The sequence below is a fragment of the Xanthobacter cornucopiae genome, from assembly GCF_043195065.2.
In the GTDB taxonomy this organism is placed as follows: domain Bacteria; phylum Pseudomonadota; class Alphaproteobacteria; order Rhizobiales; family Xanthobacteraceae; genus Xanthobacter.
This window is the reverse complement of the sequence record NZ_CM195531.1, coordinates 1,171,628-1,190,351: the sequence shown is the minus strand read 5'-3', so window position 1 is coordinate 1,190,351 and position 18,724 is coordinate 1,171,628. Positions and strand designations below refer to the sequence as shown.

The window sequence follows — 18,724 nt, the reverse complement described above, 5'->3', positions numbered from 1 at the left end:
CACGGCGTGTCCTGTTAGGAATTTCTGCGGCAACAATGTTTTCGGGGGGGGATAGCCGCCATGATTTTGAGTGATAAGAGAAAAAATAAAAATGAGCATATAATATCGAGAAGAAATATAAAGCTTGATGGGCAGCCTATTATTTGCTCATTAAGCCCAGATGGACGCATGATCGCGCTTGTATTTGATTCACATGAAGAAATATATGTTATCAATTTAGAATCTGGTGATGCGTATAATACTGGCATTGTAGGGCGCGGCGTTAACAGCACGCTGAGCTGGAGCACGGGCGGAGATGCGCTATGTCATGCATCCGGACAGCGTGTATCTATATATGATATTAAAACACTTAATATAGTAAATGAATTTTATATTAAAAATAATATTCGTATAAAGTATTCATCTCAAATATCTGCTGATTTGAAAAATATTTATTTTTCGCCTTTGATTTCAAGTGCCGACTATATGTTAGGGTCGATGTCGTTGCGTGAAGATAGAATAGACATTATTGCATATAAAAATCCAAAAGACATTGAAAGTTATGGTGGATGTTTTTATTTCTCTGGTGATTTCACCGGTTTTTCCACCATTTCGTGGCGCACGAGTCGTGCCGAGGGTAGGCATGAGAAAATTTTATATGCAAATTTTGTTGATTTTTCAAAAGAAGGTGTTCGCAGGTTTGATCTAGAGCTCAAGGTTGATATGGTTAATGGTGTAAATAATTCTGGTATAATGCGCCAAATTCCCGATAATTGTATGCATTCTATTACTCATAATTTATATGTTGTTTTTTTGGATCGGGTGTAATTCTAGAATCGAGAAATGTAGATTATTCACTGGATGCATCTATATTTGTATATGATGACGAAAAAAAATTAATATCTAAATTTGGAGGCTATGGAGCGATCGAGGGAAACCATATAAATGGATTTTATGTTCACCCGCAAAAGCCCGTCGCAGTGACAACTGCATCTGCATCCACGAATCAGGGTTTGTTTTCCGGTGGACTGGTGACTTTATGGGATCTTCGTACCGGTGAAGCCCTACAGCGTTTGGATGTGGCGCGAAATGTTTGGCTTCCAATGTTTTCGAAATCGGGTCTTGTACTGACTACGATTACGGGAAACACGCTTAATGTCTATGATGTTAACATTTAGGTCGGAGCTTTCATATGCCTGCAAAAATATCCACCGTCGCACTTGCGAAGCTTAGTGCATCTGTGTACTTGGGTCGATGCATTGAACTGCCATTTGGGTATAGACTGCGTTCTAATCTTGGCGATATAATAATAATATATTTTTTTCACGGGGACGGATGTTAATGGGGCGTCTGCGCGGGATAAATTGAGAGATGATGCCAAAATATTTCTCGGCCGAGATGATGCGCAGTCGTTATTGAGTGCAAAAAATTATGGGATAAAAACAAAATCTATACTCGATGGGGGCGGTAGTGTTGTTTTTATCGGGCATTCGCTCGGTGGCGCGCACGCGGCCGTGGCGGCATCTGCTTTGAATCAAATTTTATTAAGGGATAGAACCGCGACATCTAAATTGGATCTCGGATCTAGGGTTAGTGCTGTGGCTTTTGATGCGCCACTTATGAATCCAAGCTATTTCGATGGACAAAAATACTTTAATATATACAATATCGTGTCGTCCGCTGATCCTGTATCCGCGGTTACGGCAGCGCTTGGATATTCGTTTCCCGGTGAAGTTAATTATGTGGCGACGGGTGCAGATCCGCGTTACATAGCCGAAAAATTCAGGCCGCAACGTCATATGCAAATTATGGTACGTTTAATAATTTTGCTTATTCATTGGCTGCTTCCGAAGCGCTAAAGGGCCATGGTATCGATTCCATGGTATCTGCTCTGGAGGCGATGGACGCGTCGTTCGGCCGGCCGATCGAACCTGGAGAAATTCATCTAACCGGAGATGATGTAACATTATATGATTTAATATCAACTGAACCGGCCGCGAGAACATCCGTTGACGTGCTGAGGTTGGTTGCAGCGGCAATTTTGCACGCGGGCTTTGGCAATGGTGTCGTTGATCAGGCCGAACTCGAAGGATATATGTATTATAATTATTTTGATCGGTTTGCGAGTGGGTATTCGTTTAACGCGGTTTATAATTATGTCGATGCGATACCGAGAGGCGCCAATGCCACTCAACTCACCTTCACATCCTCCTGGGGTGGGGATGTGACGAGCAGCATCGACTGGTCGTCACCGAACGTTGAGTCCTACATCTCCCAGGACGCCATCAATTCCGCGCTCGGTTACGCGTCCTTCTCGGACCTCGCCGGCATCCCGGTCACCGGACCGAACCTTGGCGCCTATGTCCCTTCCGCCCTGCCATCTTCCGGCGGGTTCGGCGAGGGCATCGGCGGCGCCTGGGCGGTCTATGGCGGCTCCAACGGCGGGTTCGGCTTCTCCGGCGGCATCAGCTTCGCGTTCCCGGTTGTTCTGGACCTCAACGGCGACGGGGTGAGCATTATCGAGAGCACGGATTCCGACATCTACATGGACATGGAGGGCGACGGCACCGAGCACCGCACCGCACCGCCTGGGCCGGGGCCGGCGACGGCGTGCTGGTCTATGACCGCACCGGCTCCGGCGACGTGGACAACCCCCAGGCGTTCCAGTTCACCCAGTACAGTCCCGGCGCCACCAGCGACATGGAAGCGCTCGCCGACGTGTTCGACACCAATGATGACGGAAGGCTCGATGCCTCCGACGACCAATGGTCGAAGTTCAAGGTGCAGGTCACCGGCTCCACCGGCACTCAGGTGCTGAAGACCATGGACGAACTGGGCATCACCGAAATCCTGCTCACGGCGGACGACAACGGGCAGATGTTCTCCGACGGCTCGCAGATCCTCGGCTCCGCCACCTTCGTGCGCAACGGTGTCGCCCGCGCCGCCGCCGACACCGTGCTCGCCTATGACACGGAAGACGACAGCGTCCAGCGCAGTTCCACCAAGCTGGCGGATGGGTCCACCCTCGTCGGGGTCAAGGCCTATGGCGTCGACGGGACGCTCTCCAAGCACACCCTCACCACCCTCAGCGCCGATGGCCTCACCCGCACCATCGAACAGGACCTCGATGCCGACGGACTGTTCGAGCAGAAGCAGACGCAGGTCACCGTAAAGAGCGCGGATGGCAGCCGGACTGTCACCCAATCCAACTATGACGCGGCCGATACGCTGACCTCCAGGACCGTCACCACCAGAAGCGCCGACGGCAAGGACACCTGGATCAAGACCGACAGCGACGGAAACGGCAAGAATGACCGCGTCGAGCACCGGCTGACCACGGGCGGCACCACCGTCACCATCGATACTCTCGCGCCGGACGGCACGACGCTCATCGACCGGACCCTTATCGTCGCCACCCGCTTGACCGCGAGCGGCCACAAGAAGACGGTCCGCTCCGACATCAATGGCGACGGGACCTACGAGGTCACCCAGACGGATGAAACCGTCGTCAACGCCGACGGCAGCGAGGTGGAAACCATCGCGACCGTGGCCGGCACGAGCAACACGCTTGTGAGCCGCACCGAGATCACCACACTGAAGGACAAAAGCAGGACCACGGCCAATATAGACAGCGACGGGGATGGGACGGTCGATCTCACCCGCGTCACATCCCTCATCACCAACGATCAGACCGGCACCAAGACTTCGGAACTCGTGTCGACCGCCAATGGCACGCGGATCGGCCGAACCGTCACCACCATCCAGAACGGGGGTCTCACGCGCACCGAGCAGTCCTATCTGGATATGAATGGGGGGCTCGACGATGGCGCCGACCGGATCACCCGCGACCAGACCGTGGTTCAGAGCAACGGAACATCGACACGCACTATAAGTGTCTTCAGCGGCGACGACACGACGCAACTGTCCAGAGAGGTCACCACCTGGAGCGCGGATGGCCGGACCCGCGCCATCACTACCGATGCCAATGGCGACAACCAGCCGGAACGCACCGAGAACATAACGATCACCAGCGACGGTGGGCGAAAGGACGTGGTCTCCCTCTACGCCGGCAACACACTCACCAGCTGCGTGACGACGGTGACATCCGCCGACGGCAAGTCATCCACCGTCACCAGCGCCTTCAATGTCGCAGGCACGATCGACCAGACCCAGACCGTCACGACCATCACCAACGCGAGCGGCACCGTGGCGACGACCGTGGCCACATATGACGGTGCCGGCACCGCGAGCAGCGACCTGCGCAACAAGACCGTATCCCTCTCCAGCGCCGATGGCCTGAGCACGACCACGCGCTGGGACCGCGACGGCAACGGCACGTTCGACGGCTCTCAGACCGACACCGTCGCACAGACCGATGATGGCGGGCGCAAACGGACCGTGGAGGTGCTCAACGCCAACGGAACGCTCCGCTCCGCGACGGTCTCGACGGTGAGTGCCGACCGGCTCATCAGCCGGACCTCGGAGGACCTCAACGGCGACCGCCTGATCGATCGGGACACCAGGCGCACAACGCAGCCGGACGGCGAGGTGGTGACGAAATTCATTAATTATAACATCAACCGCAAAGTGCAGGATATCTCCACCGTCACCACCAGCGCCGACGGGCTCACCGTCGACAGCAGCTGGGACGTGAACGGCGACGGTGTGGATGATTCCTCCCGGATCGAAAGCAAGGTCCATGGCGCGGATGGATCGATCACCCAGAGCGTGAAGGCTTTCGAGGGCACGACATTCACGCAAAGCAGCGTGGTTACCACCACGGGCAATGGCCTGAAGACGACAACGAAGCAAAATCTCGACGGTGACATCGCTACCAACGGCATCGATGTCACCGATGTGACGATCGTGGACGAGACCGAACTCCTGGCCAACGGTTCAACCCGGCGAACCATCACCAATACGGGCAACCGCGTGCTTGAGGCCCAAACGTCCGTCATCGAGACACGCGGTGATGGGCTGTCCACCACCACGAAGGTTGATGTCGATGGCGATGGAACGTTCGAGCGCAAAACCACGGATGTCACGACCATCAACGCGAATGGCGACACCACCCGCTCGGTGACGGTGGAAAACGACGCGGCGACCCCCGCCCTGATATCCCGGGAAACCACCACCATCGACGCCCACGGCGCGATCACCGTGCTGCGGGATATCGATGGAGACGGCGACACTGAGCAAAAGATCACGACGTCGCGCACGGCAAACGGGATCACGAGAGTCATCGCCACGGACCATGATGAGAACGGTGCCCAAAAGGACAAAGCGCTGACAGACATAAGCGCTGATGGTCTATCCATCACCACCCGCTGGTTTCAAGGCCCGGATAACACCATCGACAGGACGCAAACCGATGTCACGGTTCGGGCAGACGACGCCAGCACGACCCGTACCCTCACCAGTTTCAAGGCTGCCAATGTCAAGACGGCACAGGTCGTGATCTGGCGGAATGCCGATGGGCTGAACGATACGACAAAGTGGGAGTGAAATGATGTGGTTCGCGGCGTTTCGCGAACTATCGCAGCATCATCATAACTAGCTGAAATTAAACAAAAATTCAAGTGTTGACTATCGGAACCTATCGCCTTGAAGCGACGGGCTCTGACGGTGTGCGCGACGGTATGCGTTTTCCGCCGTCAGTCGGATTTTTGCCCTACCGTCAGGCCGAAAACGGAAGCAGCCCACGGAAAACAAATCTAGTATGCTGTTTTATAATGATTATTCGCGTTGATTGACGGTATCGGATTTGACGGTAAAATTGGAACTCGAAAAGACGCTTTCGATCGTCAACGAGGCCGTCCCCATGCTTACAGGCATGGCCATCAAGAGGCTGAAACCAAAGGATAAATTTACAAGGTAGCCGACCGTGACGGTATGTACGTTTCCGTCGCCGCGACAGGCCAAATCACCTTCCGATACGACTACCGGCTGAACGGTCGCCGGGAGACGCTGACGATCGGCCGCTATGGCGCCGATGGCCTCACGCTCGCCGAGGCTCGCGAGCACTGCATCACTGCCCGCAAGCTGTTGGCGGAGGGGCTTTCCCCTGCCCATGAGAAGCAGCGTGACAAACGGCGCAAGGCCATGGAGCGCAGCTTCGGTGCTGTCAGCGCCTTATGGATCAAGGACGCGCGCATGGCGGAAAGCACCCGCTCGATGCGCAAGGCCATCCTCGATCGCGACATTCTCCCCGCCTGGAAGAACCGCCTTCTGACCGAGGTGACGCCGGATGATCTGCGCCAGCTCTGCGCCAAGGTGAAGGAGCGCGGCGCCCCGGCGACCGCCGTCCACGTCCGCGACATCGTCAAACAGATCTTCGCCTTCGCCATCCTGCACGGCGAGAAGGTGCCGAACCCGGCTGACGAGGTCGGGCCGGCCTCGATCGCGACCTTCCAGCCGAAGGACCGCGCGCTGTCGCCGGCCGAGATCAAGATCATGCTGCAGCAGATCGAGCATGTGCCGACCCTGCCGACCATCCGCCTCGGGCTGCGCCTGATCCTGCTCACCATGGTGCGCAAGAGTGAACTGCAGGATGCCACCTGGGACGAGGTCGATTTCGAGAACGCGGTCTGGACCATTCCGAAGGAGCGCATGAAGCGGTCGAAGGCGCACAACGTCTATCTGTCGCAACAGTCGCTCGACATCCTGATTGCGCTCAAGACCTGCGACGGCAACTCGCGCTATCTGCTGCCGTCCCGCTATGACGCCAATGCCCCCATGTCGCGTGCAACCTTCAATCGCGTCACCGCGGCTGTCGTGGCGCGGGCAAAGAAGGAGGGGCTGCCGCTGGAGCCGTTCACGGTCCACGACTTGCGCCGGACTGGCTCGACACTCCTGAACGAGATGGGCTTCAACAGCGACTGGATCGAGAAATGCCTCGCCCACGAGGACGGGCGCTCATCACGCGGCGTCTACAACAAGGCGGAATACGAACCGCAGCGCCGGCACATGCTCCAGGAATGGGCCGACATGATCGACGCCTGGGTGAACGGAGAGAAGCGGGCGCCGACGCTCTTGCCGCCGTCGATGACATTCATGGGCGAGAAAAACCGATAAAGCCTGAGAGGAAGTTCAAGTGAACGTGGTCGAAACGGACCGGCTGATTCTCCGAAATTTCCGGCAGGGTGACGCTGCTGATCTGTTTGCATATTTGCACCAACCCAGGTCGAGCTGCTTTGCTTCTCTCAAGCTCGCCGATCTCGGTGCCGCCCAAGCCGAAGTGGAGGCCCGCAGCGGCAGCGATGAACATGTCGCCGTATGCCTGCGCAGCTCCGATAGACTGATCGGCGATCTGTTTTTTGTCCGCGAACCTCCCGACACATACTCGGTTGGTTGGAATTTCAACGCGAATTTCGGCGGTGCCGGCTACGCCTCCGAGGCGGCGCGGGCGCTGCTCGACCATTTGTTCAAGGTGAAAGAGGCCCGGCGGCTCTATGCCTACGTAGAGGACGGCAACCTCGCCTCACAGCGCCTCTGCGAGAGGCTGAGGATGCGACAGGAGGGGCTGTTCCGGGAGTTCGTGTCATTCGTCAATGACGATCAGGGCGTGCCGATCTACGAGAATACGATGCAATACGCCATCCTACGCAAAGAGTGGACCCTGTAGCGGCAGTCATCAGGTCTACCGCGCTCGCTGGACCTTCGGAAATTATGCTTTGACCGGTCGCGCACGGCGTTGGCGAACATCCGGAGCCGGTGCCCTGCGCAAGGCGTCCGCCTCCGATGCGCGGCGCCGTTCATCGAGCCAGGTCTCAACTTCGGCCAAATCACACACCACTCAGCGTGGCGTCAGGAAGAAGCGCTTCGGAAACTCGCCGCGCTGTTCCATTTCGTAGAGCGTCGTGTCGGCGAGTGGCACGATCTTGCGAAGCTCCGGGCGGCGGATCACGCGCTTGCGCAGGTCGACAGGCGGCCGAAACCGTCTGGAGGTGCTCTCGGCGTCCGAAGCTTCGTCTTGGTGGAAGGGTTGTTCGCGTCGCCTGTCGATCGCCTTCGATCGCAGTGGAATGACTGCGACCAAGATGATGCATGTTGCACGTGGTTTGAAGCCGGCTGGCGTATGCGTGCGGGAAATGGCGGCAATGGCGAGATTTTCGGAGGGGCCGCCTCATGATTCAATCGCGGCATAAAGGGCGCGGCTCAGGTCGGCGGAGAAGCGTCCGCCGTTCGACATGCCTTCGAGCGCGGTGTTAGTGAAGGCGACCAGCGTCAGGTTCCTGCTGGGATCGACGAACCAGCTATGGCCATAGGCGCCGCCCCAACGCCAAGTGCCGGGCGACTCGGATACGCCGGCCGCATTCGCATCACGCAGGACCGAGAAACCGAGGCTAAAACCCCAGCCGGGCGAGCCTTCGATATCGAGCCCGCCGATGTGATCGCGCGCCATGTCCGCCGCCTGTGCCGGCGGCATCAACGGCGCGCCGCCCGATCGCAGTGCTTCGAGGAGGGCCATCGTGTCGAGGGCCGAGCCGATCATGCCCGCGCCGCCGGATGGAAAGGCGTGCGGGTCGAAGGCGCGTGACGGGTCCATGCGGAGGCCGGGGAGACCCGGAACAAACGGCACCAGATCCGGCTCGCGCATCCGGCGCGGATACGGAGTGTCGTCGGCGTAGGCCGCGGCGAGGCGAGCCGGGTCCGCAATCGCGAAGCCGGTGTCGTTCAGCCCGAGCGGTTCGGTCACCAGTCGGCGCACCGCCTGCGGCAGCGCCGAGCCCGTCGCGGCCTCGATCAGGGCACCCACGACATCGAGGGCGAGCGAATAGCAAAACCGCGTGCCCGGCCGGAACAGCAGCGGCACCTGGGCGAGCCGTGAGAGGTTCTCGGCGAGCGTGATCCCGGCCCGGTCCATGCCATCGGAGACGCCGGCCCGATGCAGCGGCCCGTCCCCCGGTTCCAGAAAGCCGTAGCCGAGACCGGAGGTGTGGGTGAGGAGGTGCCGGAGCGAGAGGACGACGGGCTCGCCCTCGAAGCGCGGCTCGAAAGCGGGAAGCCACGCGGTGATCGGCCGATCGAGATCGAGCTTGCCTCGGCCGACGAGAGCCATGGCCGCTGCCGCGACGAACAGCTTGGAGACCGAGGCGAGGCGGAACAGCGCATCGTCGCGCATCGGAGTACCGGCCTCGCGGTCGGCCATGCCGGCGGCACGGGCGTAGATCGGCTCGCCGTTCCGGTGCACCAGCACGACGGTGCCGACGATGCGCTCGGCGGCGATCGCGCCTTCGATGACGTCATCGAGCCGCTCGCTGAGCGTGGAGGAAGAGGGCTGAAGCGGACGTTCGAGCATCGGGGCTCCGTTTCGGGTCAGGGGGTGAAGGCGTGTGGGAAACCGTGCCGGCAGGCGCGGTGGGCGGCGATGTAGGCGGCGGCCAGCAGCAGGAGCGCGACGGGTGCAAAGGCGCCGACGCCGACGTGATCGAGCAGCACCCCGCCGATCAGGCCGCCGCCGGCAATCGCCGCGTTCCAGGCGGTGACGAGCATCGATTGGGCGAGGTCGTGCATGTCTCCGGCGGCCTTGGCGAGGGCGGTCTGAAACAGCGTGGCGATACCGCCGAAGGCGAGGCCCCAGAATCCCGTGGCGCTCAGGGTGATCACGGGCGCATGACCGGCGATGCCGAGCGCGAGTGCCGCGAGGCCGAACAGCGCGATGCTGAGCAAGGTGAGAGAGCGCAGGTGATGGTCGATCAGGATGCCGACGATCCAGATCCCGGCCAGCGCGGCCAGTCCGAAGACGAGCAGAGCGATGTCGGTCCTGACGGCCCCGCCACCACCGCCCAGCAATGGGGCGATGTAGGTGTAGAGGATGTTGTGGGCGAGCACGAAGGTCAGCGTGACGAACAGCACCGTGCGGATGCCCGGCAAAACGAAGACGTGGCCGAGCGGACGCCGCTTGTCTTCCGCGTGGCCCGGGAAGTCGGGGACGTTCATCGCCACCCAGGCGATCAGGATGAGGCTGAGCCCGCTCATGATCCCGAACGAAGCCCGCCACCCGATGATCGAGCCGAGGGCGGTGCCGGCCGGAATGCCGAGCGACAACGCCAGCGGCGTGCCGATCATCGCGACGGCGATGGCGCGCCCCTTCGATCCTTCCGGCACCATGCGCGCGGCATAACCGGCGATCAGCGCCCAGAGGAGACCGGCGGAAACGCCCGCAATGAACCGGGCGACGAGCGTCAGCTCATAGCTGCCCGATAGGGCTGTCGCCGTGTTCGCCATCGCGAACCCGCCGATCGCGACGAGAAGCAGCGGCCGGCGCCGTATCCCTTGCGTCGCGGTCGTGAGCGGAATGGCCGCCGCGAGCGAACCGATGGCGTAGAGCGTGACGAGTTGCCCGGCGAGTGCCTCGGACACGTCGAGGCTCGCACCGATCTGCGGCAACACCCCCGCCGGAAGCGCTTCGGTCAGGATGGTGATGAACCCGGCCATGGCGAGCGCCAGAAGGCTCGACCACGGGAAGGGCGCCGAGGACGGCAGCGCGCGGCCGGCCGCGTCGGGGGAGCATGTCTCTGTCATGCCCCTGAGATTAGGGCACTCGCCGATCGGGAATAATCGGCTAGAATTCCGCTCATATCGGACATACGCGTCCGCAATTTCGGAAGGCCCCCATGGAACACCTCGGCGCACTCAACGCCTTCGTCCAGACGGCCGAGGCCGGCGGCTTCGCCGCCGCTGCGATCAAACTCGGCATTTCGGCATCCGCCGTGGGTAAGGCGGTAGCCCGGCTCGAGGAACGGCTCGGTGTCCGCCTGTTTCATCGCTCGACCCGGTCGCTGACCCTGACGCCCGAGGGTGAGCTGTTCCGCGACCGCTGTCGCCGCATCTTCTGCGAGATCGAGGCGGCGGAACTCGAACTGTCGCAGACCCGCGTGGCGCCGCGCGGAAAACTCCGCGTCGGCCTGCCGCTGATCGGGATGCTGATGATGCCGGCGGTGATGGCCTTCATGCGCGCCTATCCGGAGATCGAGCTCGACCTCGACTTCACCGACCGGCTGGTGGATGTGATCGACGAAGGCTTCGACGCGGTGATCCGCACCGGTGAGGCGCGCGACAGCCGGCTGATGATGCGCCGCGTCGGCGCCTTCTCCCACTGCATCGTCGGCTCGCCGGCCTATTTCGCCGCGCACGGCGTGCCTCGGCTGCCGGAGGATCTCGTCACCCACGCCTGCCTGCATCACAAATATCCCTCGACCGGCAAGCTGGAGCGCTGGCCGCTCGCGCGCGACGGGGTCGATATCGACATGGCTCTGCCGGTCACGCTGGTGGCGAGCACGCTGGAACCGCAGATCTGTCTGGCGGAAGAAGGCTTCGGCCTCGTCTGCCTGCCGCAATTCACCGTGCGCACGCAGCTTGCACGCGGCACGCTGGTCAGCGTGCTCGACGACTTCATTCGCGATGTGGGCGCATTCCATATCCTGTGGCCGGCAAGCCGCCACCCGTCGCCGAAACTGTCCGCCTTCGTCTCGTTCATGGCCGAGAACCTGCTGCGCCATCCGCAACCGCTGCCCTGCAGAGCCGAAGCGCAGTGAACCAGCGACGCCAGGTCCTGTTGACGAATGCGCGCATCCAAAGATGGATGGCGGCGATGAGGACGAAGCCGAGGTAGCTGTCGGCGGTCTTGCCGTAGCGGGTGGCGAGACGGCGCCAGTTCTTCAACCTGTTGAAGCAACGTTCGATCCGGTTCCGGAGCGCGTAGACGTGGTCGTCTACGGGCAACTGGACCTTCCGACTTCGCCGCATCGGAATGATCGGGGTGATGCCGCGCGCTTCCATCCCTGTGCGGATGGCATCGGCATCATAGCCGCGATCGGCGAGAAGAACCTTCGGCTCCGGCCCGCCGGCATCGAGCAGAGGCAGAGCGCCGGTGTAATCGGAGCCTTGGCCGGGTGCGATGTCGACGGCTACGGGGAGACCGGCGCCGTTGGTGCGGAGATGAATTTTGGTCGAAAACCCACCTCGCGAGCGCCCGAGACCCTGTCTTGGAGCCCCCCCTTGCGCCGGCGGCGCAGGGGTGCGCCCGGATGACGGTGCTGTCGATCATCTGGACCGTCTCACCGACGCCCTCGGTGTCGTTCAGCACCTCGAGCAGCAGATCCCAGAGCCCGCAGAGCGTCCATCGACGAAACTGGCGATAGACCGACGACCATTTTCCGAAAAACTCGGGCAGATCGCGCCACTGTGCACCGGTGCGCGCGATCCAGAAGACGCCGTCGAGAACGCGGCGATGATCCTGCGGCCGGCGGCCGCTGTGTGGGCCTCGCCTCGTCACTCATCAGGTCTCGAATCAACGCCGCCGCCCTCCGAAAGCGACGTTGAATCATTCCTTGGCCCGAAGCGGAATCCTATTCGTCAACAGGACCTAGTGAGTCCTGAGCCTAGACCTGTTCGGCCTCGAGCCGGGTCGCGCCGATGGTCACCACCGTTTCGATGGGGAGAGACGATAAACAACGTGGCGCATCACCAGTTCTATCGATGCGCCTCCATAGCGGTAGAGGTAATTCTGACACTCGGGTCCACAAAAAGGACCTTGGTGCGGGCTGCGGTTTGGGGCCCGGGACGTCTCACTGCGAGTGATCCCCATGCGAAACACCTTCGGACTGAGTTATGGCTTGTGGCTCAGCATGCTGACGGCGTTGCCGGCTTTGGCGATGCCTCTTGCACCATCCCCGGTGCCTGACACCGCCATCGTAACCCCCGTCGCCCAGGGCTGCGGCCCGGGCTGGTGGCGCGGGCCTTGGGGCCATTGTCGCGATACCCCCTATACCGGCCGTGTGCCGGGCGGCAGTTGGGTCTATGACCTGCCCCCCACCTACGGCTATTTCGGCAATGGCTGCCCGCCCGGCTATTGGCATGGCCCCTGGGGACATTGCCGCGACACCCCTTATCACGGACGGCTGCCCGGAGGCGGATGGCAGTGACGGCAAGCGGCGTCTCTCCCCTGAAATCCGGTGACACGAAGGATTTGACCATGAACCGCACCCTCATGGCCGCCCTCATGGGCACACTCGTCATTGCAGCGCCCGCCGCGCGAGCCCAAACAGCCCCGTCCGTCGGCACGCCGCTGGCGCCTCCTGCTGTGGAACTTTACAGCGCAGCGGATGCGCAGGCCGTGCTCAATGCGCGCATTCTCGCGCTGAAGACGGTGATCAACATGACCCCTGAGCAGGAAAAGCTCTGGCCGCCGGTGGAAGCCGCCATCCGCGCGGTGGCGAAGCAGTCAGCCGAGCGCCGCGCCGAGCGCGCGAAGGCGCCACAGCCGGCCGATTTCGTGGATATCCTAGACCGAATCGCCGACGCCGAGGCTCTGCGGGCGCGCGACATGAAGATGGTGACGGTCGCGCTGAAGCCTCTCGTCGGGTCTCTCACGGCGGAGCAGCAGCGGCGCATCCCCGCCTTCCTCGGCCTGCGCGAAGGCGCCGGCCTGCCCCAGCCCACCGCCGAGATCTGGCTGTTCGAAGAAGAGAACTAGGCTGGATCATTTTTATCCTGTCAACCTCAGTCTCAAGGAGGCCCCCGTGTCCATATCCTTCCTGCATTCAAGGGGCACCGAAGCGCCCATCAAGATCCCCGCCATCGGGCTCGACCTCTTCGTGCGCATGCCGCCAGCAGCGAGCTCCGGCGAGTTCTGCTTCATCGAGACCATCAATGCACCGGGCGCCGGCCCGCCCCGGCATCGTCATCGCGAAGCAGAGATCTTTCGCGTCATCGAGGGCCGGTATCTCTATGAGGCGGACGGCCAGCGCTTCTATGCCGAGGCTGGTGACGTGGTGAGCATTCCAGGCGGGGTCGAACACGGCTTCTGCAATGTCACCGACAAGCCCGCGCGCCAGTACATCCTCATGGCCCCGGCCCTTGATGCGGCGGCCTTCTTCACGGAGCTCGCCGGCGTGATGCATGACGGCATCCCCGACCAGGCGGCACTCAATGCCTTCGGTCTGAAGTGGCAGGTGGAATTCCTCGGCCCGCCGGTGAACAAGAACGACCAGCCCACCGACTGAGACTCATCGGCACCGCGGCCATCGGCCCACGACCGGGCCGGCCGCGCTGCCGCGCGCGCGGCCGGCCAACGCATGAACTGATGGGGGAGGAATCATGAAGGACAACGTTCTCATCGCCGGTGCCGGACCGGTTGGACTGACAATGGCCCTCGAACTGACGCGCTATGGCGTTCCGGTTCGTCTCATCGACAAGATTTCGGAGGCGACCCACACCTCCCGTGCGGTCGCGGTGTGGCCGCGCACTCTGGAGCTTCTCGACCGCTCCGGGGCGGCGGCGGACATCATTGCCATGGGCAACAAGGTCACCGTCGCCAACATCCTTTCGGGCGGCCGGGCGGTGGCCTCGTTGTCTCTCGACGAGGTGCCCTCGCCGTATCCGTTCGCGCTTATGGTACCGCAGTACGACACCGAAGCCGTTTTGCGGCGTCACCTCGCCGCCCATGGCGTCGAGCCCGAGTTCGGCGTCGAGCTTCTCGGCTTCGAGCAGGACGACGATAGCGTCTCCGCCCGCCTGCGGGAACCGGATGGCACGGAGAGCATCAAGCGCTTCGCCTTTCTGATCGCCTGCGACGGCGCGCACAGCGTGGTGCGTCATCGGCTTGGCCTGGAATTCCAAGGCGATACGCTCGGCCTCGACTGGACGCAGGGCGATTTTCATCTCAGCGGATATCCCTTCCCGTCCTCGCAGATGGCGATCTTCTGGCATGAGGACGGGCCACTGCTGTTTTTTCCCATGGCGCCCGACCGCGCGCGGATCATCACTAGCCTCGGCGTTTCGACCGGAGCGGAACCCGTGGCGCTGGAACAGAAGGCCTTCCAGAAGATGGTGGACGCCCGCGGCCCCGGGGGGATCACCCTCACCGGCACGGAATGGGTCAGCGCGTTCCGCATCAACGAGCGGCAGGTAGAAAACTATCGGTCGGGGCGGGTCTTCCTCGCTGGCGACGCCGCCCACATCCACAGCCCGGCTGGCGGACAGGGCATGAATACCGGCATGCAGGACGCCATCAATCTTGCGTGGAAGCTGGCGTTGGTGAGCCATGGCGTCGCTTCCGCTCCGGCGCTGCTGGAGAGCTACGATCTGGAACGCCGGCCGGTGGGCGCGCAGGTGATCGCGGCCTCGGGGCGCATGACCCGGATCGGCACGCTGCCCGATCACACGCTGCAGCATGTACGCGACTTCGTCGCGCATATCCTGATGGGACTGCCACCGGTACAGCGGGCCATCACCGGACTGATGGCGGAAGTCTCCATCGGCTATCCCAACAGCCCGCTCAACGGGCCCTCCCTCGGTGAAGTGAAGGCGGGTGCGCGGGTGCGGCCGGTGGCCGGCGTGGCGCCGTTCGGCTCAGGCAACACACCAGTATTCACCGCGTGCGGCGGAAGCGGCGCGACCGAACTCGCCTCGCGCTTCCCACGGCTCGTGGTGGCGCTGGCGTGTCCGTCTGGCGAGGAGACTCTCCTCTCGCTGGTCCGGCCGGACGGCTACCTCGCCGCCGCAGTGCAGGACGCGGACTGGGAAGCCCTTATCCCCTATCTCGACCACATTGGGGCGGGGCGCTGACAGCCTGTTGTTTAGAGCCCGTTTGGAAATTCGTTATCCAGGGATTCCTGTTTGTCCGTGCTTATGATTCAAGCTGTGGATGTGGACAGCAGAACAGCGGGACCGGATGGCCAGGATCGCCCGGAAGACGAAACGCTATCCGTCGGATCTGACGGATGAAGAATGGGAGCGGATGGCGCCGTTGATGCCGGCTCCCGGACGCCGGGGGCGGCCCCGCGAGGTGGAGTTCCGGGAAGTCATCAATGCGGTGCGCTATCTGGTGCGTTCAGGCGGCGGCTGGCGGATGCTGCCGATCCATTTCGGTCACTGGCGCACGGTCTATGGCTGGTTCCGCGAACTGGCGCGCCGCTTCCTGTTCCAGACCATCCACGATGTCGAACTGATGCTCGACCGCGAGCGGGCGGGGCGTGAAGCGAGCCCGACGGGGGCGGTGATCGACAGCCAGACGATCAAGGCGCCGCAAGCCGAAGCCAGGGGATACGATGCCGGCAAGAAGATCGTCGGGCGCAAGCGCCACATTGCGGTCGACACCGACGGGCGGCTCCTGATGGTCCATCTGACGACCGCAGACATTTCCGACAGCGCCGGGGCACAGATGATCCTCGATGCGATCCGCAAGCGCTGGCCGTGGGTGAAGCACCTCTTCGCCGACGCCGCCTACGACCGGCTCACGCTCATGGACAAGGCGGCCTATCTCGCCTTCGTCGTCGAGATCATCCGCCGCCGCGATGGCGTGCAGGGCTTCGAAGTCCTGCCGCGCCGCTGGGTCGTCGAGCGCACGTTCGGCTGGATGACCCGATGGCGCCGCCTTGTGCGTGACTATGAGCGCCGCATCGACGTCTCAACCGCCACGATCCTCGTCGCCATGGGCGCAAATCTGGCCCGAAGAAACGCCCATCCCTGAATTTCCAAACGGGCTCTAAGAACAGGTCCGCAGCGACCTTCAGAGCCAGAGGATCGCCCCGGCCGGCCAGGCGCAGGAGAAGGGCTCCGCAGCGCTCCGCCAGGCCCTCGGCAAGATCCGTCGCAGCGTTAGTCCCGGTCGCGTAGCTCTTGAAGCCGTGCACGGCTCCCTGAAGCACCTGCACGATCTCCCTTGCATCCACGGCACGCCCCTCGAGCTGGTTGCCTAGCGCGGCCAGCTCCGGCCCGGTGTCGACGGCCCCCGCGACCGCCAGAGCTTTGAGCAGGCGATCCAGCTCCGCTCGCGATACCGACAGATAAACCCGATCCTCAGCCTCGCTCATGATCCCCTCCTCGATATCCGTGCGTCAGTTGGAACCTGGCCCCATCCGCGTCTACCCGACCGCGGCTCAGGGCGCCTGCCCCCAGAACGCCACCTCACCATCGCCGAGTCCTCGTCGCCCAGGATATATCGACGCTGCTGCCTCGCGCGATCCGAAAAGCGGACACTTTTTGATTTCCAATTGAGGGACAACCGATGCAGCAATTCGAGTTTCATGCCTATGTCGGCGACGATAGTGGAGCGATAGCGTGCTCGGCCGACGTCTCGTTCGCACGACTGGGCAGCGACAGCGCAGCGCGTGCCAAGGCAGGTAGACTCGCCAAGCGCATCAACGGCCCGGTGGATCTTGCCCTCGCAGGCGCGGCGGACTGGAGTGACCGCTACATCACGACCGCCAACCCCAGCGAACACCATTCCAAGGGCTATCGCCTGGAACGGCTGACCTGATAGCTTTGAGATCGCCCCTTCCAAAAGATCGACTTCATGCACGCGCCCCTGCGCGCCTGGCTACAGGAGACCTTCTGAGCCAAGTAAACCAGCCCCTCGGTTCCCGCCGCACGCTCAACCAAAAGGCTTGTACTCCTCGAATGTAAGATTGACCTGGGATACATAGAAATCGATCATATGCGGAACATTATGGGGTTCGACTTTCATTGTATACAGCTTGATGACTTCCAAAAAATACATATGAGTCAGGCACAATGCCTGCTCCCATTTAAATCCAAAGTCAACCATTTGGTCCAAGTAATCATCCAACTCATACTTCAAGTACAACCCCATTGCCGTGAACGTAGCGCTCAGCCTGTTGTCATAGCCAGAATATTGTCGATCAATTTTTTCAACAAGTATTTTGTTTAATCTCATTAATTTGTCAATATTACCACCTCTCTGTATCTTGCCACTCATATCATTGCTGTAACTTGTAACGACATGATCAGCGAATAATTCAAGCTGACCCATCTCGCGACGACGCTTAAACGTCAATAATTCTTTCGCCGCTGTCCCGAATATCACTGCAATGGCATTATATGTGTCGATAGACACCTTCCTGCCCGCTTCAACATTCTTGATCGTTCTCACACTGTAATTTGTATCTAGGGCGAGCTGCTCCTGTGTGAGTCCGTGCATGTTCCGCAGGTGTCGCACCCTCTTGGCGATTGCCGCCAAGTGCTCAGCATCGAATGTGGCGTCGTCTTCATCTGCCCTCTCCATCGACTTTCCCCTTTCGTGCACCTCGTTAAGAATGGACCTCTGTCAGCCTTCCGCCATCGAACCTTCCGCGCTGCGGGAGGAGTGGAGGAGATGATATGTCAAAAGCGATACTGTCCTGGATCGCCGTACTGGTTTGGGGTATAGCGACCCTGCCAACCGTGACACACGCGGGAACGATTGAACGCAAGCTGATGCAGTTCGGCCTTGAGCCGCGATTCGAGTGCGATAACTGGAAGACCATACACTGGCCGTGGCCCGCAAAGGGCAGCAAGGAAGTGTGCCTGGGCGGACGGATCGGCTTCCTTCAGCACGAGATCTTCCTGGTGATCAATGGCCCCGGCAGCCCTGAAGAAGCGACCCGCAAGCTACTAGAAGAGGCGGGCATGGCAGCCATCTCGGCGGGCGTGGGGACTTTTATGGCCAGCCCGAGCCCAGAGCCCTTCACGAGGGCGGCCGCCGCCGCAAGCGTCGCAAAGTCCACCTTTATGGCCTATCTGTCTTTGCGCGGTCTCGAACAGCTCGCATCTCAATACAAGATCGAGATCCAGGACAGGACCAGCTGCTGCTGACCGGGAAGGGCATGACGTATCCGACGCCGCCCAATGGGCGGCGTCTCGCATGACGGAGGGTAGATTGAGTTATTTCGATACCTTCGCGGAAATTCGCGAATTGAGCATTAGTTTAACGCAGTATCTTAAATATAATTCGTAAGCG

General features: G+C 61.0%; 15 protein-coding genes and 3 pseudogenes. 13 read left to right on the top strand and 5 right to left on the bottom strand.

All coding sequences use genetic code 11. The features are described from left to right. Positions 1–60 precede the first annotated feature (60 nt). The 5 genes and pseudogenes from V5F53_RS05315 (at position 61) to V5F53_RS05295 (ending at position 7,603) form a co-directional block, all read left to right on the top strand. Complete coding sequence (locus V5F53_RS05315; RefSeq protein WP_393997355.1) at positions 61–807, top strand: hypothetical protein; 747 nt, start codon at positions 61–63, stop codon at positions 805–807. Between the two features lie 536 nt (positions 808–1,343). Beyond that, positions 1,344–1,838, top strand: coding sequence for a lipase family protein (locus V5F53_RS05310; RefSeq protein WP_393997356.1), 495 nt, complete (start codon positions 1,344–1,346; stop codon positions 1,836–1,838). 751 nt (positions 1,839–2,589) lie between these two features. Continuing rightward, positions 2,590–5,484, top strand: a complete 2,895-nt coding sequence (locus V5F53_RS05305; RefSeq protein ID WP_393997357.1) for a beta strand repeat-containing protein — start codon at positions 2,590–2,592, stop codon at positions 5,482–5,484. 316 nt (positions 5,485–5,800) lie between these two features. Beyond that, a pseudogene (locus V5F53_RS05300) lies at positions 5,801–7,053 on the top strand (tyrosine-type recombinase/integrase). A 19-nt stretch (positions 7,054–7,072) separates the two neighbouring features. Further along, entirely contained in the window at positions 7,073–7,603 is a 531-nt protein-coding gene (locus V5F53_RS05295) for a GNAT family N-acetyltransferase (protein ID WP_393997358.1), read from the top strand. A 42-nt stretch (positions 7,604–7,645) separates the two neighbouring features. On the opposite strand, the pseudogene V5F53_RS05290 reads toward V5F53_RS05295, so the two are convergent. The 3 genes and pseudogenes from V5F53_RS05290 to V5F53_RS05280 all read right to left on the bottom strand — a co-directional run bounded on the left by V5F53_RS05290 (position 7,646) and on the right by V5F53_RS05280 (position 10,419). After that, positions 7,646–7,897 (bottom strand): annotated as a pseudogene (locus V5F53_RS05290) (helix-turn-helix transcriptional regulator). Between the two features lie 207 nt (positions 7,898–8,104). After that, the gene (locus tag V5F53_RS05285) at positions 8,105–9,280 is read right to left on the bottom strand and encodes a serine hydrolase domain-containing protein (protein WP_393997359.1); all 1,176 of its coding nucleotides are present in this window, start codon (positions 9,278–9,280) and stop codon (positions 8,105–8,107) included. A 17-nt stretch (positions 9,281–9,297) separates the two neighbouring features. Beyond that, entirely contained in the window at positions 9,298–10,419 is a 1,122-nt protein-coding gene (locus tag V5F53_RS05280; RefSeq protein ID WP_393997360.1) for an MFS transporter, read from the bottom strand. Between the two features lie 179 nt (positions 10,420–10,598). Between V5F53_RS05280 and V5F53_RS05275 the strand changes: the two genes are divergently transcribed. Beyond that, positions 10,599–11,519 carry a LysR substrate-binding domain-containing protein gene (locus V5F53_RS05275; RefSeq protein ID WP_393997361.1) on the top strand — a complete coding sequence of 307 codons (921 nt, stop codon included), beginning with the start codon at positions 10,599–10,601 and terminating at the stop codon, positions 11,517–11,519. Between the two features lie 31 nt (positions 11,520–11,550). On the opposite strand, the pseudogene V5F53_RS05270 reads toward V5F53_RS05275, so the two are convergent. Then, a pseudogene (locus V5F53_RS05270) lies at positions 11,551–12,259 on the bottom strand (IS5 family transposase); the annotation flags it as partial. 310 nt (positions 12,260–12,569) lie between these two features. Here V5F53_RS05270 and V5F53_RS05265 point away from each other — a divergent pair. The 6 genes from V5F53_RS05265 (at position 12,570) to V5F53_RS05240 (ending at position 17,245) form a co-directional block, all read left to right on the top strand. Beyond that, positions 12,570–12,908: a GCG_CRPN prefix-to-repeats domain-containing protein gene (locus V5F53_RS05265; protein ID WP_393997362.1), complete on the top strand. Its 339-nt coding sequence runs from the start codon at positions 12,570–12,572 to the stop codon at positions 12,906–12,908. A 50-nt stretch (positions 12,909–12,958) separates the two neighbouring features. Then, positions 12,959–13,459 carry a Spy/CpxP family protein refolding chaperone gene (locus tag V5F53_RS05260; RefSeq protein ID WP_393997363.1) on the top strand — a complete coding sequence of 167 codons (501 nt, stop codon included), beginning with the start codon at positions 12,959–12,961 and terminating at the stop codon, positions 13,457–13,459. Between the two features lie 46 nt (positions 13,460–13,505). Then, positions 13,506–13,988, top strand: coding sequence for a cupin domain-containing protein (locus tag V5F53_RS05255; protein ID WP_393997364.1), 483 nt, complete (start codon positions 13,506–13,508; stop codon positions 13,986–13,988). 94 nt (positions 13,989–14,082) lie between these two features. Next, positions 14,083–15,552, top strand: a complete 1,470-nt coding sequence (locus tag V5F53_RS05250; RefSeq protein WP_393997365.1) for an FAD-dependent monooxygenase — start codon at positions 14,083–14,085, stop codon at positions 15,550–15,552. 79 nt (positions 15,553–15,631) lie between these two features. Continuing rightward, positions 15,632–16,456: an IS5 family transposase gene (locus V5F53_RS05245; RefSeq protein ID WP_509212946.1), complete on the top strand. Its 825-nt coding sequence runs from the start codon at positions 15,632–15,634 to the stop codon at positions 16,454–16,456. 537 nt (positions 16,457–16,993) lie between these two features. Continuing rightward, positions 16,994–17,245, top strand: coding sequence for a hypothetical protein (locus tag V5F53_RS05240; protein WP_393998415.1), 252 nt, complete (start codon positions 16,994–16,996; stop codon positions 17,243–17,245). Positions 17,246–17,359: 114 nt separating this feature from the next. On the opposite strand, the gene V5F53_RS05235 is transcribed toward V5F53_RS05240, so the two are convergent. Continuing rightward, positions 17,360–18,010 carry a helix-turn-helix domain-containing protein gene (locus tag V5F53_RS05235; protein WP_393998416.1) on the bottom strand — a complete coding sequence of 217 codons (651 nt, stop codon included), beginning with the start codon at positions 18,008–18,010 and terminating at the stop codon, positions 17,360–17,362. A 95-nt stretch (positions 18,011–18,105) separates the two neighbouring features. Between V5F53_RS05235 and V5F53_RS05230 the strand changes: the two genes are divergently transcribed. Beyond that, the gene (locus tag V5F53_RS05230; RefSeq protein WP_393998417.1) at positions 18,106–18,579 is read left to right on the top strand and encodes a hypothetical protein; all 474 of its coding nucleotides are present in this window, start codon (positions 18,106–18,108) and stop codon (positions 18,577–18,579) included. Positions 18,580–18,724: the final 145 nt, after the last annotated feature.